The 16,450-nt window shown below is 64.4% G+C and carries 14 protein-coding genes; 4 read left to right on the top strand and 10 right to left on the bottom strand.

All coding sequences use genetic code 11. The annotated features are described in order from the left end of the window. Positions 1-114: 114 nt before the first annotated feature. Entirely contained in the window at positions 115-1,188 is a 1,074-nt protein-coding gene (locus ASD71_RS15965; RefSeq protein WP_056565805.1) for a ParA family protein, read from the bottom strand. A gap of 875 nt (positions 1,189-2,063) precedes the next feature. On the opposite strand from ASD71_RS15965, the gene ASD71_RS15960 reads away from it, so the two are divergent. After that, positions 2,064-2,396, top strand: coding sequence for a hypothetical protein (locus ASD71_RS15960; protein ID WP_056565802.1), 333 nt, complete (start codon positions 2,064-2,066; stop codon positions 2,394-2,396). Positions 2,397-2,495: 99 nt separating this feature from the next. Here ASD71_RS15960 and ASD71_RS15955 read toward each other — a convergent pair whose 3' ends face one another. After that, positions 2,496-3,233, bottom strand: a complete 738-nt coding sequence (locus ASD71_RS15955; protein WP_056565799.1) for an anti-sigma factor — start codon at positions 3,231-3,233, stop codon at positions 2,496-2,498. Then, on the bottom strand, positions 3,230-3,745 hold the full coding sequence (locus ASD71_RS15950) for a sigma-70 family RNA polymerase sigma factor (protein ID WP_056566980.1): 516 nt from the start codon (positions 3,743-3,745) through the stop codon (positions 3,230-3,232). The genes ASD71_RS15955 and ASD71_RS15950 overlap by 4 nt, the downstream gene beginning before the upstream one ends. Positions 3,746-4,133: 388 nt before the next feature. Here ASD71_RS15950 and ASD71_RS15945 point away from each other — a divergent pair, with 388 nt between their 5' ends. Together ASD71_RS15945 and ASD71_RS15940 are read left to right on the top strand one after the other, a co-directional pair. Beyond that, positions 4,134-5,168, top strand: coding sequence for a catalase family peroxidase (locus tag ASD71_RS15945; protein ID WP_200949435.1), 1,035 nt, complete (start codon positions 4,134-4,136; stop codon positions 5,166-5,168). Continuing rightward, complete coding sequence (locus tag ASD71_RS15940) at positions 5,165-5,734, top strand: cytochrome b (RefSeq protein WP_056565794.1); 570 nt, start codon at positions 5,165-5,167, stop codon at positions 5,732-5,734. The genes ASD71_RS15945 and ASD71_RS15940 overlap by 4 nt, the downstream gene beginning before the upstream one ends. A 68-nt stretch (positions 5,735-5,802) precedes the next feature. Here ASD71_RS15940 and ASD71_RS15935 read toward each other — a convergent pair whose 3' ends face one another. Together ASD71_RS15935 and ASD71_RS15930 are read right to left on the bottom strand one after the other, a co-directional pair. After that, complete coding sequence (locus ASD71_RS15935; protein ID WP_056566977.1) at positions 5,803-6,225, bottom strand: hypothetical protein; 423 nt, start codon at positions 6,223-6,225, stop codon at positions 5,803-5,805. Positions 6,226-6,240: 15 nt separating this feature from the next. After that, positions 6,241-6,615, bottom strand: coding sequence for a glutathione S-transferase N-terminal domain-containing protein (locus ASD71_RS15930; protein ID WP_056565791.1), 375 nt, complete (start codon positions 6,613-6,615; stop codon positions 6,241-6,243). A 233-nt stretch (positions 6,616-6,848) separates the two neighbouring features. Between ASD71_RS15930 and ASD71_RS15925 the strand changes: the two genes are divergently transcribed. Then, positions 6,849-7,925, top strand: coding sequence for a hypothetical protein (locus ASD71_RS15925; RefSeq protein ID WP_056565789.1), 1,077 nt, complete (start codon positions 6,849-6,851; stop codon positions 7,923-7,925). Between the two features lie 3 nt (positions 7,926-7,928). Here the strand turns inward: ASD71_RS15925 and ASD71_RS15920 are convergent, their stop codons facing one another. From ASD71_RS15920 to aceK, 5 genes are all read right to left on the bottom strand, one after another. After that, positions 7,929-9,164 (bottom strand): MFS transporter, encoded by a 1,236-nt coding sequence (locus ASD71_RS15920; protein WP_056565786.1) that lies wholly within the window; start codon positions 9,162-9,164, stop codon positions 7,929-7,931. Positions 9,165-9,389: 225 nt separating this feature from the next. Continuing rightward, positions 9,390-11,414, bottom strand: coding sequence for an acetyl/propionyl/methylcrotonyl-CoA carboxylase subunit alpha (locus ASD71_RS15915; RefSeq protein WP_056565784.1), 2,025 nt, complete (start codon positions 11,412-11,414; stop codon positions 9,390-9,392). A gap of 73 nt (positions 11,415-11,487) precedes the next feature. After that, positions 11,488-13,095 carry a carboxyl transferase domain-containing protein gene (locus tag ASD71_RS15910; RefSeq protein WP_056565781.1) on the bottom strand — a complete coding sequence of 536 codons (1,608 nt, stop codon included), beginning with the start codon at positions 13,093-13,095 and terminating at the stop codon, positions 11,488-11,490. 229 nt (positions 13,096-13,324) lie between these two features. Next, complete coding sequence (locus tag ASD71_RS15905; RefSeq protein ID WP_056565778.1) at positions 13,325-14,506, bottom strand: acetyl-CoA C-acetyltransferase; 1,182 nt, start codon at positions 14,504-14,506, stop codon at positions 13,325-13,327. A 35-nt stretch (positions 14,507-14,541) separates the two neighbouring features. Further along, positions 14,542-16,434 (bottom strand): bifunctional isocitrate dehydrogenase kinase/phosphatase, encoded by a 1,893-nt coding sequence (gene aceK, locus ASD71_RS15900; protein WP_056565776.1) that lies wholly within the window; start codon positions 16,432-16,434, stop codon positions 14,542-14,544. Between the last annotated feature and the right edge of the window lie 16 nt (positions 16,435-16,450).

The following is a 16,450-nucleotide window of genomic DNA, read 5'->3' as shown; positions in this document are numbered from 1 at the left end:
TTCGTCATCGGCTACTGGCCTGTGCGGATATCCTGGATGTTGTACCTGACGATCTGCTAATGTCAGGCTCGAAATTCTAGGCAAGCACGACTGTTACTTAAGTATCCGTGCGGATCAGAGCTTTGCAACGAACTGATGCACGTGGTTCAGCGAGGCAGCATAGTTCTTGCTGGGGATATTCACATTCTCACCGTTGGGCATCAGGTAGTTTGTCTGATTTGGGAGCCGATGGATCGGGATTCCGAGGCTCGCCGAAACTTTTCCTGCGGTATGAAAATCTTTGACGTTGGAGACGTACAGGCTTTCGAATTGCGCCTTGCTGCCTACTGCGCTACCGGGAGGGCAGAAGATCGACGGGTCAGCCACGTACTGCTGATATGCGAACTCGATCAGTTCCTCTCGCATCGCGTCGAACGCTGTTGCCACGCCCGCATTAACGGTGAAGTTATTGAAAGGGAGCTCGAATATTTTCGGCAGACTGAGTTGGGAATTTTGAATCTGTCGCGTGAAGGTGACCACCTTGTTTGCGTATGTGCGAACCGCTGCGGAGGGGTACTTCCCATAAAGCAGCATCAAGATTCCCTTGATGCCCTCCAGCGAACTGAAATCGGCCATCATGGGTATGACGAGCGAGTCTGAAGATACGAGTGCCATCTGTGTATAGATAGAGAAACTCGGATTGCAGTCGATGAAGACCGTCATCTCGCCATATTCAGAGTTCTGAAGCTCCAAGTCGCAGAGGCGCCGGATAGCCGTAACATACTCGCGCCATGCATAAATATTCGCCGGATTCATGGTGGCGAAGTTGAGCGCCAGTGTGAGGGATTCAAGAAACGAATCTCCGGCAATCAGGTAGAGATTGTTCGTAACATGCGGGTTGTGGGGCGCAACTTGAGTGAGGTAGCTACCGGTCAAGCTGGTGAAGCCGGAGTTGCCGGCTAGGACCCAATCCATAAAGCCGACGATGTTGCGCCGCGTCGCGAGGGATTGCAACTTCTGATTTGCACTGTATCCCTTGTGACCACCGCCCAAAAGAAACTGCGAGATATTTGCTTGCGGGCACAAGTCGACAACGAGAACGAGTTTTTCTGGATTTTTTTCGGCGTACAGGCAGGCGGCATTCTGTGCGAGCGTGGTTTTTCCAACGCCGCCTTTATTGTTATAGAAGGCATAGATGTCGACGCTCACGGTTCCCCCGAAAAATGGACTTCTATTGTTGAGTAAGAGTTACTAAAGAATTCTACGCGCTCGTGACCAGAATTTCCAATCGTAAATTTCTTGGCTAGAGACGATATTGCACTGCACGACACCAAACGGTATGCGCTCAACGTGGTGCTGCATGCGAACGTCCCGTATCTGAGCGCGAGCAAATCGGCGCAAATCTTATTTAAGTGACGCGAATGGGTGGGGAGGTTGGCATCCGCGCGGGGCTGCTTTTGGCCAAAGGTAAGCTCCAGTCCACTACTTTTAGACACCGATGCAATTCTTAAACGAAGCTGCGGAAGTGTTCTGCTCTCCTTGAGAGGGATTGGAATCCCTCTCACGTATAACCTCGCGATAGACGAGCTTTTTACGTTCCAAAGTCGGGGTATTCGTTTCAGACTTGCAGCGATTAACCAATCTCGTCAAATATCTCGTTGAACAACAGCAAGTCTTGGTGGTCGGTCGCCTCTATTATGATTGGCTGTCGCTCTGCCTTGCCCTCGTACCACGGGATGATTCTCTGCTGGTGTGGTTCGAGAGCCAGCATTTGGGGTAAGTCATCCTGCAGAGCTAAATCCGTCATTCTCGTTGTTTTCCTCTTAGCTCCCTGCCGTATACTCCCCCCACTACCGCAACAACGGTAGTCCGGTTTGGAAGCCGGTTAGCTATAGGCGGGCAGCCGCCGCTAAGGCGGCTTATTTGCGTCCGCGCGTCTCTGTACGTCCCTATGGACGGGCCTTGGCGGGGGTGCGCTTGCGCACGCCGGGTCCTATAGCTCCGGTCTTCCAACCTCGACTCGTGCCCGTCCTCCCCATTTGGAAGTGGGGTGCGGGTTTGTTCGCCGCTATAGGAGATTGTCCATGACGCAGCACTCCCTTACCCAAGATCCCTGGTTCGTCGACACCAATCCCGAACTTGGCCTGGTTCCGCTCTCCCACCTCTACAACATCGACCGCGCCCGCTATGCCATCGCGTCGATCGCTCGCCTCGTCGGCAACAGCGCCTCCGAACCCGACGCCACCGGCGCGCAGCCGCTGGATGCGTGGACCGTGACCGCATTGTTAGGCGGCGTGGAAGGATTGTGTGAGCACATGGGCGTCATGACAGAGGCCATGCTGGAAACGGCACGAGCGTGCGCACAAGACGCCGACTACGCCGATCCCACGCACGACGCGCCTGCGTCGATTCAATAAGGTCAAAAAAAGCTCGGGCCTGCCGCAGTGTGCGACAGGCCCGAGCCTTTCGATTTCGGCGATCACGTACACCGAGCCCGGGATCTGATTACCCAGGCGTCACGACTCACTCAACGGCGCTGTCTGACCGTGCCCGTCCCCCGCCGTCACCAACGCATAGTTGTACCCCTGCCCCGACCAGTACCGCGCCAGCAGCTCCCCATCCCTGCGACTCCCTAGCGCCAGAAACTGCCCACCCGGCCCAGGCGGCCGGATATAAAACGTAGCGCGCTGCCCCGCGTTCTCATAAATGACAAGCGCCGCCGGCCCCTGATCGGTAGCCAACAATCGCGCACCAACAGGCCTAAACCCGCTATCGCTCAAATTAGGCAACCGCTCCGCATTCGCAAAATACGCATCCAACCACCCCTGCAAATCCCCAGCATCAGCACGCACATCCGGCTGCGGCGCATCCGCGGACGCAAACAACCGATAAGCCTGCATCGCGTCCTGCATCGGCAACACCCGATTCGCCAAGGCCGTATCCCGAACACTCCATCCCGTGACGCCGCCAATCGCCACCGCCACAGCGAGACTAGCCGCCATCACCATCCGCCGCCGGGCGCGAACTCTTAGCTCCGCGCGGACCGCAGCAGGATCCAACGCAGGATTACCCGGCAAACTATCCTTGCCAGCCCCTTCCCGCAGCCGCTGCGCATCCCGTCGCCACGCCTCCAGCTCCTGCGCCTCATCAGGATGCGCCCGCAAATACGCCTGCAGCTCCTGCAATTGCGACGGATCCAACTGTCCGTCGACATACGCATTACGCGTCAGATCATCGATAGCGCGTTCTTTCATTTCAATATCCTCAGACGAGCCTCGCCGGCCTGCCCCTCATGCAATTCACGCAAGGCACTCCGCGCACGGGACAGGCGCGACATGACGGTGCCGAGCGGCACGTCTAAAACATCGGCGACGGCCTTGTAGCTCATGCCTTCCACGCTGACGAGCCACAGCAGCGTGCGCTGCGCCTCGGGCAGGCGTTCGAAGACATCCAGGGAAGATCGCGCGATGACCTCGCGCTCGGCCGACGGCGCGGCGGCGTCGGAGCCGGCAAACCATGACAGCAGCCGCGCATAGCGGCGCGAGCGGCGTTGGGCGTCCAGAAACTGGCGGTACAGGATGGTGAAGAGCCACGCGCGCACGTTGCCTTGGGGACGGCGGCCGCGCCAGCGGGTGAGCGCTCTTTCCAAGGTGGATTGCACCAGGTCGTCGGCCGCGACCGCATCGCGCGTGAGGCGCAGCGCAAAACGCCGCAGGCGCGGCAGTAGTTGGCGCAGCACGGCGTCGGAGAGTTCTTCCGCTGGCATCTCGTCATCGGGGGATGCCGGCGCGTCGGGCGGCACGCGGACCGGTTGAATCATGGCGGGTTCCTGGGACAGGCCTGCGTAGCCAGCTTACAGGCCAATACAGTAAGACGCTGCTCCGGCGGGTTTATTCCATCGGGGAATAACTTTTTTGGGGTGGCGTCCTACAGGGGTATTCATCGCCCCATGGGCAAGGAGCCTTATGCAACAAGGATCTGACCGCAACGGCCCGCCGCCGGGTCAAACGCCACCGGGAAGCCAGCCGCCGGGCCGTCTGCCGCCGAATCGCCAACCTTCGGGTGCACGGCAACCACGTGGCCAGCCCTCGGAAGACCGGTCGCAGAAGCCCCGGCCGCTCACTACCCCCCAAACCCTCCTTCGTCTCACGGCAATCGGCGCCATTGTGTTCGCCTCCGGCGCCGCATTCGCCTACGTCGGTGGCTGGCTCGACCCTCAACGCCTGACCCCAGACCGCGTGGTAAACGCCCTGGAAGCCAACAGCGGCGTCCACGAGGGCTTCCGCCGCAACCACGCCAAAGGCGTCTGTGTGATCGGCCGCTTTGAAAGCAGCGGCGCTGCACACGACTTATCCACTGCCTCGGTGTTCGCGCCTGGCAGCACGCCCGTGGTGGGACGGCTGGCCCTGCCCGGAGGGAATCCTTACGCGTCGGACTCCAGCGTCCCGATCCGCAGCTTCGCCTTGATGTTCACGTCCGCCAACGGCGAGCAATGGCGAACCGGCATGAACAGCATGCCGGTGTTTCCGCTGTCGACCCCGCAGGCGTTCTACGATCAGCAGCTAGCCGGTCGGCCCGACCCCAAGACGGGCAAGCCCGATCCGCAGCGCATGCAGGCGTTTTTCGCGGCGCATCCGGAAACAGGCGCATTCCGCGCGTGGGCCAAGACCGCCAAGCCGTCGGCCAGCTACGCGACCGAAGATTATTACGGCCTGAACGCGTTCTACCTGGTCGATGGGAACGGAAAGCGGCAGCCGGTGCGTTGGCAGTTGGCGCCGTTGGACGCGGCGGCGGCGCCTGTGGCGCGGCCGGGACACGATGCGGACTATTTGCAGACCGATCTGCAACAGCGCCTGACGCAAGGGCCGTTGCGCTGGCGTCTGCTGCTCACGTTGGGCCAGCCCGGCGATCCCACCAACGACGCAACGCGCCAGTGGCCGGCGGACCGGCCGACCATTGATGCGGGCACCTTGGTGATAACCAGCAGCGCGCCGCAAAGCGACGGCCCGTGCCGCGACGTGAACTACGACCCGACCGTGTTGCCGCAAGGCATCGCTGTTTCCGACGATCCGCTGCTGGCGGCGCGATCCGCGGCCTATGCGGCTTCTTATGAACGCCGCACGGGCGAAGGGCCGCCTCAAGCCGCTGCTGCGTCATCCCATTCGACCCAACCGGAGCGCGCCCAATGATCTCGTCGCCCAATCAAACCCGCCGGCCCCCCGCCACGTTCAGCCTGTTCGCACGCGCGCTGCATTGGTCGATGGCGGCCGGCATACTCGCGATGCTGTTCATCGGCGTGGGCATGGTGGCGTCGGTATCCGAACGGCATCAGTGGCTGGTGCAGATTCATAAGCCGTTGGGCCTGGCGCTGCTGGCGCTGGTGTGCATACGGCTGGCCAGGCGTGTGGTCAAGGGCGCGCCCGCGATGCCCGCTGATCTGCCGGCCTGGCAACGTCATGCGGCGCTGGCCTCGCACGTCCTGCTGTATGCGCTGATGTTGGCGATGCCGCTGATCGGCTGGGCGATGCTGTCGGCGGGTGGTTATCCCATCGTGGCGGGCGGTTGGCAGTTGCCGCCGATTGCGCCTGCGGATGCGGGGTTGTTCAGTTGGCTACGCGGTGCGCATCGCTATCTGGCCTTCCTGCTGTTCGCGACGGTGCTGCTGCATCTGGCTGCGGCGTTGTTTCATGGCTGGGTGCGGCGGGATGGCGTGTTGGAATCGATGACGCGAGGCCGCTCCGTTTCATCGCGCTGAATCGGGAAAGGGGCCATGCGAGGCAATCTTCATGCCCCACCTGACCCGAGCGCCGGGGTGACACGGATTCAATTCGGCTTCCAAGTCACCCCATCCTTCGTCCGATACTCCGGCGTGCCCGTGCAGCATCCCCCCGCCCCAAGCGCCTGCCGACCAATAAACGCCGTGACGCCGCCCTTTTCTTCCGTAAGCGATTGACTCAAGCACGACGTCGGCAAGGGATAGAAATCGCCTTCCAGCACCAGCGTCCAACTCACGTTCTCCCCTTCGGCAGGATCGACCCGATACACCTTGCAGTTATGCGCAAGCAGATGAATGGGTTTTCCAGCGAGCACGCCCTTGAACTGATGTTTAGCCGGCGCCTCGCGCGTTGCGATGGTTTCGGCGGTGAGCTTGGATCCGGCCGGCGGTGGCGGCAGCGACGGTTCGCATGCGGCGAGCAGGCTGGTGGCGCATAGCGCAATGGTCATCCGAATCACGGCAGGCATCATGATCGTGCGGCTCAATCAGGCGACGTTGGCAAACCGCTTTTCCAGGTACGCGATGATGTCGTTTGACTCGTACATCCAGCGCGTGCCCTCGGCGTCTTCGATGCGCAAGCAAGGCACCTTCACCTTGCCGCCGCCCGCCAGCAACGCGGCGCGTGCTTCGGGATCATGCTTGGCATCCTTCAATGCAACCGGCACGTTGAGCCGATGCATGGCGCGGCGTGTCTTCACGCAGAAGGGGCAGGCCTGGAATTGATACAGCGAGAGCGCGGCCGCGTCGGCATTGACGGCGGCCTGGCCTTGCGGCGAGCGCTTCTGCGGACGCGGACGGGTCAGTGCGTCGCCCAGGACAATGATTTGACCCAGGCCGACACGTAGAGCTTTAACGAGCATGAAGGGGGACTCGGAATGTTGAGAGAGGCTGCCAGTCTACTCTGTGCGGCGGCACGGGCACGGGCGTGTGTGCGGCGTGGCCAATAGCGCGATGCGGCTTGGCGCATTCCGCCGACACTTGCCGCGATATGATGCCCTGGCCGTCTCGCCCGATTTCGCGCTGGCAGGATTCAGCCCGATGGTGGCAGGCGCCTGTTTGCTCAACACCCGAACTCACAGAGGAACGAAGACCGATGACCCTGTTTCGCCGCGTGGTTGCCCTTGTATGCATGTCTGTCCTGTTCGCCCCGCTTGCTGCGTTGGCACAGTCGCCAACGGATCGCGCGCTGGACGCCGAGGCCGCAGCCCTGAGAGAGCGACATCGCGCGAACACCGACAAGCTGCTGGATCAAGCCCGCGAGGACATGGCGCTGGTGGTGATGCCGACCGTCAATTTCGATGCGCAGCCGCAGCGCGATTTTGACGATGCCGCCACGCGGGACCAATTCACACGCCAGAGCAGCACGCTTTTGCATTGGCAGCATGTGACCGAGAAGGGATACGCGATGACGGTGGGGCAAGGCAAGCACAAGTTCGATGCCGCCGACCTCGGGCCGATGTTTCAGACGACGCGCGGCGGATTGACGTATCAGGTGATTCCGGTCTGGCCCGGCGAATACCGGCTCAACCGCATTACCTATCACCAGCCGCGGACGGCTGTGCCGGACACGGACGCGCGCGCCAAGTCGATGGACTTTCAGAAAGATCTGGGCATGGCAACGCTGACGGAGACGGCGGATGTCGACTTCAAGAAGACAGGACCCTGGACGCCGCTTGCACCCGGCGAGGATGGGCTGGGCGAAGGTTGCCAGGTCATGTTGCGCTTCGGGGAAGGCTGCAATGAGGCCGCGCGGGAGTATCGCTGGGTCGAGGACGCCAAACGCGCATTCCACGAACGCACGGCGGAGATGGTGCCGGTTGCTGGCGTTGACACCGAGCTGCTCTTCACGCCGTTGGCCACGATCACGCTGAAGGCGGGCGACGTGGTGCTGATGGATGGATTCAAGCTGCCGGACGACCAGCCGGTCATGGTCAAGGATTCGTGCGGGGTGTTGGCCCGGGAATGGGTGTGTTTGCTGGAGTCGATGACGCTCGAACGTCTGCCCGCCAGCATCGAGGATTTTCGGAAGGCGCGTAGTGCTGCCAGTTTCCAGCTGCCGAAGCTGGATGCCGCGTTGAAGGAGCTGGTTTATCGGGAACCTAAGTACTATTTCGAACTGGCGGCTGGGGTACCTAATCGGTTTGAGATGAGTAAGGAAAGCTGGAAATAGCGCCTAGGTCTGCGCCACCTCATTCCCATTCAACGTCCGAAGCCGCCTCAACTCTGGAAACCACCGCATCCAAAGCGCTGCGACCGCAATCGTCCCCACCCCGCCAATCAACACGGCGGGCACCGCGCCGAACAATTGCGCAGTCAGCCCCGACTCAAATTCTCCAAGCTGATTCGACGCGCCGACGAACAAGGTGTTCACCGCGCTGACCCGGCCCAGCATGTGATCGGGCGTATTCAACTGCACCAGCGATGACCGCACGACAACGCTGACCGCATCGGCCGCGCCAAGCACCACCAGCGCGGCGATCGATAGCGGGATCGACGTCGACAGCCCAAACACCGTGGTTGCCAGACCGAACACGATCAGCGAGCCGAACAGCAGCCGGCCAACGTTCTCACCGAGGCTCAAACGCGCCAGCGTCAACGACATCAGCGCCGCACCGCACGCGGGCGCCGCACGCAAAGCGCCAAGCGCCCACGGCCCCGCATTGAGAATGTCCTTGGCAAAGATCGGCAGCAACGCCGTCGCCCCGCCCAGCAGCACCGCAAAGAGATCCAGCGACAGCGTGCCCAGCAGCAACCGGCGCTGGAATATGAAGGTGATGCCGCCAAACAGCGTGTGCCACGTCGTGGGCTCTTTGCGCGGCGGCGCGCGTTCGATGACGAGGGTGGCAATGGCGATGAAGGCCGTCAGATACAACGCGGCGGCGACGCAGTAGATCCACCCTGCCCCGAGGCTGTAGCCGACGCCGCCCAGCGCGGGGCCGGCGATCTGGGCGATCTGACCGCCGGAGGAGGACAGCGCGGTGGCGCGCGGCAGCCATTCGCGGGGGACGACGGCGGGGATGAGCGTGGAGAGGGTCGGCGCTTCGAAGGCGCGCGCCGAGCTCATGATGATGATGGTGGCGTAGATGAGCGTCTTGCCGCCGACGCCGTGCAGCGCGGCGATGGCGAGGACCAGCGTGGCCAGGGCTTCGAGCGCCATGCAGATGGCGACGATCTTGCGGCGGTCGTAGCGGTCGGCGACGTGGCCGACGACGAGCGTGAGTGCGGCCATCGGGAGGAACTGGGCAAGGCCGATGAGGCCGAGGTCGAGCGCGCTGCCGGACAGCGCGTAGATCTGCCAGCCCACGGCGACGGAGACGATCTGGAATGCCAGCGATGCGGCGACGCGGCCGCAGAGGAAATGCAGGAACGGCGGACGGGAAAGTGGACTGGGCGTGTCGGCGGCGGACATGGTGGGCGTGGCGCGGGGGGAAGCGCCGATTCTAGGCGAGGGGCGCTGACGGACAGCTAAACCGGGACCAGAAGCGCCAGCGCGCGGCCGGACGGGCCTTTTGAGGCGCCGGCCACGTGGCGCTCATTGAGGCGCAACAGCGAGAGCTGGATCACGGCCCGCCACAAAACAAAACGGCTCCCGGCGATACCGCCGGAAGCCGTCGGGTACGTTCTCAACCGGCCGTTACTCGATCGACACCAGTTCGGCGCCTTCTGTCACCTGATCGCCCACCCCATAGAACACTTCCCCAACCGTCCCATCCGCGGTGGCGGAAATGGTGTGTTCCATCTTCATCGCTTCCATCACGAGCAGCGGCTGGCCCTTCTCCACCTTGTCGCCCGCCTTGACCGAGATCGAGATGATCTTGCCCGGCATGGGCGCGGCCAGACCCGCGCCGTGCTCGCCCTGCGTGTCCTGCGAGTGCGTCAGCGCGTCATACAGCTCCAGGACGTGCGAGCCGTCTTCGCGGAAGACGTAGGCGCGGTCGCCGTGCAGGACGACGGTGCCGGCGCTTTCATGGCCTTGCAGCGTGATGCGCAGGCCATAGGCCAGGTTGGGGTTGGCGCTGGCGTGTGAACGCCACAGGAAGGGGCGTGCGCCGTCGCCGGTGTCCAGCGTCCACGCGCCGCCCTGACGGGCGACGGTGACGTGACGAGCTTCGCCGTTGTCGGTCCATTGCAGTTGGCGCCGATATTGGCCGCCCAGACGCCAGCCGTCGCGCGCGTCCCACGGGTCGGTGGGGCCTTTGCCTGCGCCCTGTGCGCCCGGCTGGGCCAGGCCTTGCCGCACCAGCACGGCTGCGGTGGCCAGGGCCAGCGCGTCGGCGTCGGCAGGTTGCGGGTCGGGCAGCAGCGTGGCGCGTTGGCGCTCGATGAGGCCGGTATCCAGATCGGCAGCCGCAAAGGCGCTGTCCTTCATCAGCCGCGCCAGGAAGGCGACGTTGGTCTGCACACCGACAGCCTGCGTCTGCGCCAGCGCTTGCAGCATGCGGGCGCGGGCCTGGTCGCGGTCGGCGCCGTGCACGATGAGCTTGGCGATCATCGGGTCGTAGAACGGGGTGATCGTGTCGCCCATGCGCACGCCGCCGTCGACGCGGATGTCGCCGATGGCAAACGCGGTGTGCGGCGGCAGGCCCAGGTAGGCGAGCGTGCCGATGGACGGCAAAAAGCCCTTCTCGGGGTTCTCGGCGTAGATGCGGGCCTCGATGGCGTGGCCGTTGATGCGCAGGTCTTCCTGGCGCGCGGGCAGCGGCTGGCCGGCGGCGACGCGCAGTTGCCATTCGACGAGGTCGTGGCCGGTGATCATTTCGGTGACCGGGTGCTCGACCTGCAGGCGCGTGTTCATTTCCATGAAGTAGAAGCGGCCGTCGGGCTCGGCGATGAATTCCACCGTGCCCGCGCCCACGTAGCCGACGGCGCGCGCGGCGGAGACGGCGGCTTCGCCCATGGCGCGGCGGCGTTCTTCGGTCATGCCGGGGGCGGGGGCTTCTTCGATGACCTTCTGGTGGCGGCGCTGCACGGAGCAGTCGCGCTCGAAGAGGTACACGCAGTTGCCGTGCGTGTCGGCGAACACCTGGATTTCGATGTGGCGCGGCTTTTGCAGATAGCGTTCGATCAGGACGCGGTCGTCGCCGAAGCTGGAGGCGGCTTCGCGCTGGCACGAGGCCAACGCGTCCAGGAACGCGCCGGAGGATTCGACGATGCGCATGCCTTTGCCGCCGCCGCCCGCGCTGGCCTTGATGAGCACGGGATAGCCGATGCCGTCGGCCTGCGACTTGAGGAACTGCGGGTCCTGGTTGTCGCCGTGGTAGCCGGGCACGAGCGGCACGCCGGCTTTTTCCATGAGGGTCTTGGCGGCGGACTTGCTGCCCATGGCGGCGATGGCCGATGCCGGCGGGCCGACGAAGGCGATGCCGGCATCTTGCGCGGCCTGGGCGAAGGCTTCGTTCTCGGACAGGAAGCCGTAGCCGGGATGGATGGCGCCGGCGCCGGTGTCGCGCGCAGCTTGCAGGATGGCGTCGGCGCGCAGGTAGCTGGCGCGCGGCTCGGAGCCGCCGATGTAGACGGCCTGGTCGCAGGCGGCGACGTGGCGCGAGTTGGCGTCCGCATCGGAATAGACGGCGACGGTGCGCAGGCCCATGCGGCGAGCGGTGGCGGCGACGCGGCAGGCGATTTCGCCGCGGTTGGCAATCAGCACAGTATCGAACATTGCGTTATCCAAGCTGGAGTGTTCGGAAAGGGCGCGAAGCGCGTAGAAGTGGGGTGCGGCCTATGCGTGCGACCTACATCCGGAAGACACCGAACTTCGTGTCTTCAATGGGCGCGTTCAGCGCGGCGGACAACGCCAGTCCCAGCACGCGGCGCGTGTCGGCGGGGGCGATGATGCCGTCATCCCACAACCGCGCAGTGGCGTAATACGGATGGCCTTCGCGTTCGTACTGTTCGCGGATCGGGGCCTTGAAGGCGTTCTCTTCGTCCGCCGACCATTGCCCGCCGCGCGCCTCGATACCGTCGCGCTTCACAGTCGCCAGCACGCTGGCGGCCTGCTCGCCGCCCATGACCGAGATGCGGGCGTTGGGCCACATGAAGAGCATGCGCGGCGAATAGGCGCGGCCGCACATGCCGTAGTTGCCGGCGCCGAACGAGCCGCCGATCAGGACGGTGAACTTGGGCACGTTGGCGGTGGCCACGGCCGTCACCATCTTGGCGCCGTGGCGCGCGATGCCTTCGTTTTCGTACTTGCGGCCGACCATGAAGCCGGTGATGTTCTGCAGGAAGACCAGCGGGATCTTGCGTTGCGCGCACAGTTCGATGAAGTGCGCGCCCTTCTGCGCGGACTCGGAGAACAGGATGCCGTTGTTGGCGACGATGCCGACGGGCATGCCGTGGATGTGCGCAAAGCCGGTGACCAGCGTGGGGCCGAAGCGCGCCTTGAACTCGTCGAACTCGGAGCCGTCGACGATGCGCGCGATGACTTCGCGCACGTCGTAGGGCTTGCGGGTGTCGGCGGGAATGATGCCGTTCAGTTCGCTGGGATCGAAGCGCGGCTCGCGCACGGGAATCGTGGCCAGCGGCTGCGGCTTTTTGCGGTTCAGGCGCGCTACCGCATTGCGAGCCAGTTGCAGCGCGTGCATGTCGTTGGCGGCCAGGTGGTCGACCACGCCGGACAGGCGCGTGTGCACGTCGCCGCCGCCCAGGTCTTCGGCGCTGACTTCTTCGCCGGTGGCGGCCTTGACCAGCGGCGGGCCGCCCAGAAAGATGGTGCCCTGGTTGCGCACGATGATGGACTCGTCGCTCATGGCGGGCACATAGGCGCCGCCGGCGGTGCACGAACCCATCACCACGGCGATCTGCGCGATGCCTTGCGCCGACATCTGCGCCTGGTTGTAGAAGATGCGGCCGAAGTGGTCGCGGTCGGGAAAGACCTCGTCCTGCTGCGGCAGGTTGGCGCCGCCCGAGTCCACCAGATACACGCACGGCAGGTTGTTCTGCGCGGCGATCTCTTGCGCGCGCAAGTGCTTTTTGACCGTCATCGGATAGTAGGTGCCGCCCTTGACCGTGGCGTCGTTGCAGACGATCACGCACTCGGTGCCGGACACGCGGCCGATGCCGGTGATGACGCCCGCGCCGGGCGCGTCGCCGTCATACATGCCGTGCGCCGCCATCGGCGACAGTTCCAGGAACGGGGTGCCCGGATCGATCAGGTTCTCCACGCGGTCGCGCGGCAGGAGCTTGCCGCGCGCCGTGTGCTTGGCGCGAGCGGATTCGCTGCCGCCCAAGGCCGTCTGCGCCAGTTGCTGGTTCAGATCGTCCAGTTGCGCCTGCATGGCGCTGGCGTTGTCGATGTAGTCCTGCGACCGCGGATTGATGCGGGATTCGATGATGGGCATGGGGTACCACCCGTCCTGCTTGATTGGAATTTGAAGGCGCTCGGTGTGAGCGGGCTGTCTCGCTGCCCGGTGGGCCGGGCATTCTTGTCGATTAGAGAAATCGGGATTTCGTTGCGCCTTTCCTGCTTGGCCCGCGACCGACCCGTCGCGGTGGTTGCCATGCCAGAAAGGCGCAGCGGAATCCTGCTCAAGGAACGGGCCGAAGCCCGCACCTCAAGCAGGCAGCTGCTTAGACCATTTCGATAGCCATCGCGACGGCTTCGCCGCCGCCGATGCACAGCGTGGCCACGCCGCGCTTGCCGCCGGTCTTGCGCAGGGCGCCGATCAGAGTGGCCATCAGGCGTGCGCCGGAGGCGCCGATCGGGTGGCCCAGCGCGGTGGCGCCGCCGTGGATGTTGACCTTTTCAGGCGAGAGCTTGAAGTCGGTCATGGCGGCCATGGTGACCACTGCGAAGGCTTCGTTGATCTCGTACAGGTCCACGTCCTCGGCCTTCCAGCCGGTCTTGTTGAACAGGTTCTTCAGCGCGCCGACGGGGGCGGTGGTGAACCAGTTGGGTTCCTGCGAGTGCTGCGAGTGCGCGACGATGCGGGCCAGCGGCTTGACGCCGAGCTTTTCGGCGGTGGACGCGCGCATCAGCACCATGGCGGCGGCGCCGTCGGAGATCGACGACGAGTTCGCGGCGGTGACGGTGCCGTCCTTCTTGAACGCGGGCTTGAGCGTCGGGATCTTTTCCGGCATGGCCTTGGTGGGCGCTTCGTCGGTGTCGATCACGGTGTCGCCCTTGCGGCCAGCCACGGTGACGGGGGCGATTTCCCACTTGAAGCTGCCGTCTTCCGAAGCGGCGCGCGCGCGGCGCAGCGATTCCAGCGAGAACGCGTCCTGCTGTTCGCGCGTGAACGAGTACTTGGAGGCGCAGTCCTCGGCGAACACGCCCATGGCCTTGCCCTTGTCGTAGGCGTCTTCCAGACCGTCCAGCGCCATGTGGTCGTACACGGTGTTGTGGCCGTAGCGGTAGCCCTGGCGGCCCTTGAGCAGCAGGTAAGGCGCGTTGCTCATGCTTTCCTGGCCGCCGGCGACGACGATTTCGGCGCTGCCCGAGGCCAGCAGGTCATGGCCGAACATCGCGGCCTTCAGGCCCGAGCCGCAAACCTTGTGGATGGTGGTGCACGCCACGCCCAGCGGCAGGCCGGCGCCCAGCGCGGCCTGACGGGCGGGCGCCTGGCCCTGGCCGGCTTGCAGCACGTTGCCCATGATGACTTCGTCGACCTGCTCGGGCTTGATGCCGGCGCGTTCGACGGCGGCCTTGATGGCGACCGAGCCCAGCTCGTGCGCGGCCAGGCCGGACAGGTTGCCCAGCATGCCGCCCATGGGCGTGCGGGCGACGGAAACGATGACGATGGGATCTGACATGACTTGCTCCTGTGAGGGTCGGGACAGCGATTGGGTTACAACACCGCGTTGCCGTTTGAAGGGCGGTCTGCACGCAGGCGTCTGTCCTTATCGTAAGGGAAAAATTCTTCGATCCGGCCTTGCGCCACGTGGGCGCGGCAGGCCTGCCACCAGTCCGGTTCCAGCAGGTCGGCATGGTGACGCATGAAGGCGCCGCGCACGCGCGCGTCGCCCAGCAGGAAGCGGCCGAATTCCTCGGGGAAGACGTCGTTCGGGCCGATGGCGTACCAGGGTTCGGAAGCCATCTCCGCTTCTTCGTTCGGGGCCGGCGGGATGCGCCGGAAGTTCATCTCGGTCATGCGCTGGATTTCGTCGTAGTCATAAAAGACGACGCGGCCCAGGCGCGTGACGCCGAAATTCTTGTAAAGCATGTCGCCGGGGAAGATGTTGGCCGCGGCCAGTTGCCGGATGGCGTCCCCGTATTCGCGCACGGCGTGGTCCAGCAGCGCGTCCGGCGCCTGCTGCAGATACAGGTTCAGCGGCGTCATCCGGCGTTCGATGTAGACGTGGCGGATGACGACGGTGTCGCCGGTTTCCTCGATGAGGCTGGGCACCAGGCGCCGCAGTTCGTCCAGCAGCGCGGGCGCAAAGCGGGCGCGCGGCAGGGCGACCTGTGAATATTCCCAGGTGTCGGCCATGCGGCCCACGCGGTCGTGCAGCTTGACCATCTGATACTTGCGCCGCACGGTGGCGTGGTCCATGCCGTCCTTGTCGATGCGGTCCTTGATGAGCTTGAACACGTACGGATAGGACGGCAGCGTGAACACGCACATCACCATGCCCTTGATGCCGGGCGCGATGTCGAAGGCGTCGCGCGAGTGGGCCAGGTGGTGCAGGAAGTCGCGGTAGAACAGCGTCTTGCCCTGCTTTTGCAGGCCGATCATGGTGTAGAGCTCGGCCTTGGGCTTGCGCGGCAACAGGCTCGACAGAAAATTCACCACGGCCGCGGGCGTTTCCATGTCCACCAGGAAATACGCGCGGGTAAAGCTGAACAGCGTGCTCAGGTCGTCCGCGCCCAGCAGCAGCGCGTCCAGCGTCACCTGCCCCGCCGGATTGCGCGTCAGCGCGATGGCAAAGGGATAGACGGTAGTCTGGTTGATCAGGCGGCCGACGATGTAGGCGCCCTTGTTGCGAAAGAACAGCGATCCCAGCGCGTGGATCTGGCAGTCGGTGGCGATGCGCCGGCCGACGTGGCGCGGCAGCACCGCGCGCAGCTTGGAGACGGCGGCGCGCGCCAGCAGGCGGGTGTCGCGCGGCAGGTCTTCAAAAGGCAGCGCCAGACCGAAGTCGGCCACCATGCGGATCAGGCTTTTTTCCAGGCCGTCGGTCACCGGGTAGTACACGCGGTAGGACGGCACGCTGCTGTCCAGGTAGTCGGTGGCGACCGCCGGCCTGACGAACAGGAAATCGTTGTGGAAGTAGTCGCGGTGCAGCAGCCGGCACGACACCGAGTTGAAGAAGGTCTCGGCGCATTCGGGCTGGCGGTGTTCGCCCAAGAGGCCGACGAACTCCTGCTTGATCTGCTGCCAGTACGCCGTCTGCGCGTCGGTCAGGGACGGGGCGGCGGCGCCGTTGCCGTTCTTGGCGGCGTGCTCGGCGCCGTTGCCCGTGCCGCCGACCGCACCCTCTGGCCGGCCGCGCAGCACGCCTTCCAGTTGCGTGGCGCATTCGCGCACGCGCATGTCGTAGTACTCGATGCGTTCGCGCGACAGGTGCTGGATGCCGTGCCAGTCGCCGGATTCAAACAGCGCCTTGGCACGCTGCGCGCTGTAGCGGAACAGCGCGTAGTGCCGGTCAAAGCCGGCCAGGATCAGGCGCGCGACCTCCAGCGGCGAGGGTCCCGGCGCGGGAGCCTGCTCGATGTGCTGGATGTCGGACGTGCGGATCATGGCGCGGCTGTGGATA

This window comes from Achromobacter sp. Root565, assembly GCF_001427425.1.
In the GTDB taxonomy this organism is placed as follows: domain Bacteria; phylum Pseudomonadota; class Gammaproteobacteria; order Burkholderiales; family Burkholderiaceae_B; genus Achromobacter; species Achromobacter spanius_D.
The sequence above is the reverse complement of the archived record's forward strand: the minus strand, read 5'-3'. Positions and strand labels throughout refer to the sequence as shown.

Coding starts and splice junctions, on each gene's coding strand:
- ASD71_RS15905 (WP_056565778.1), bottom strand. CDS start 14,506: ATGTCAGATCCCATCGTCATCGTTTCCGTCGCCCGCACGCCCATGGGC.
- ASD71_RS15920 (WP_056565786.1), bottom strand. CDS start 9,164: ATGTCCGCCGCCGACACGCCCAGTCCACTTTCCCGTCCGCCGTTCCTG.
- ASD71_RS15915 (WP_056565784.1), bottom strand. CDS start 11,414: ATGTTCGATACTGTGCTGATTGCCAACCGCGGCGAAATCGCCTGCCGC.
- ASD71_RS15930 (WP_056565791.1), bottom strand. CDS start 6,615: ATGCTCGTTAAAGCTCTACGTGTCGGCCTGGGTCAAATCATTGTCCTG.
- ASD71_RS15935 (WP_056566977.1), bottom strand. CDS start 6,225: ATGATGCCTGCCGTGATTCGGATGACCATTGCGCTATGCGCCACCAGC.
- ASD71_RS15925 (WP_056565789.1), top strand. CDS start 6,849: ATGACCCTGTTTCGCCGCGTGGTTGCCCTTGTATGCATGTCTGTCCTG.
- ASD71_RS15910 (WP_056565781.1), bottom strand. CDS start 13,095: ATGCCCATCATCGAATCCCGCATCAATCCGCGGTCGCAGGACTACATC.
- ASD71_RS15960 (WP_056565802.1), top strand. CDS start 2,064: ATGACGCAGCACTCCCTTACCCAAGATCCCTGGTTCGTCGACACCAAT.
- ASD71_RS15950 (WP_056566980.1), bottom strand. CDS start 3,745: ATGCCAGCGGAAGAACTCTCCGACGCCGTGCTGCGCCAACTACTGCCG.
- ASD71_RS15955 (WP_056565799.1), bottom strand. CDS start 3,233: ATGAAAGAACGCGCTATCGATGATCTGACGCGTAATGCGTATGTCGAC.
- ASD71_RS15940 (WP_056565794.1), top strand. CDS start 5,165: ATGATCTCGTCGCCCAATCAAACCCGCCGGCCCCCCGCCACGTTCAGC.
- aceK (WP_056565776.1), bottom strand. CDS start 16,434: ATGATCCGCACGTCCGACATCCAGCACATCGAGCAGGCTCCCGCGCCG.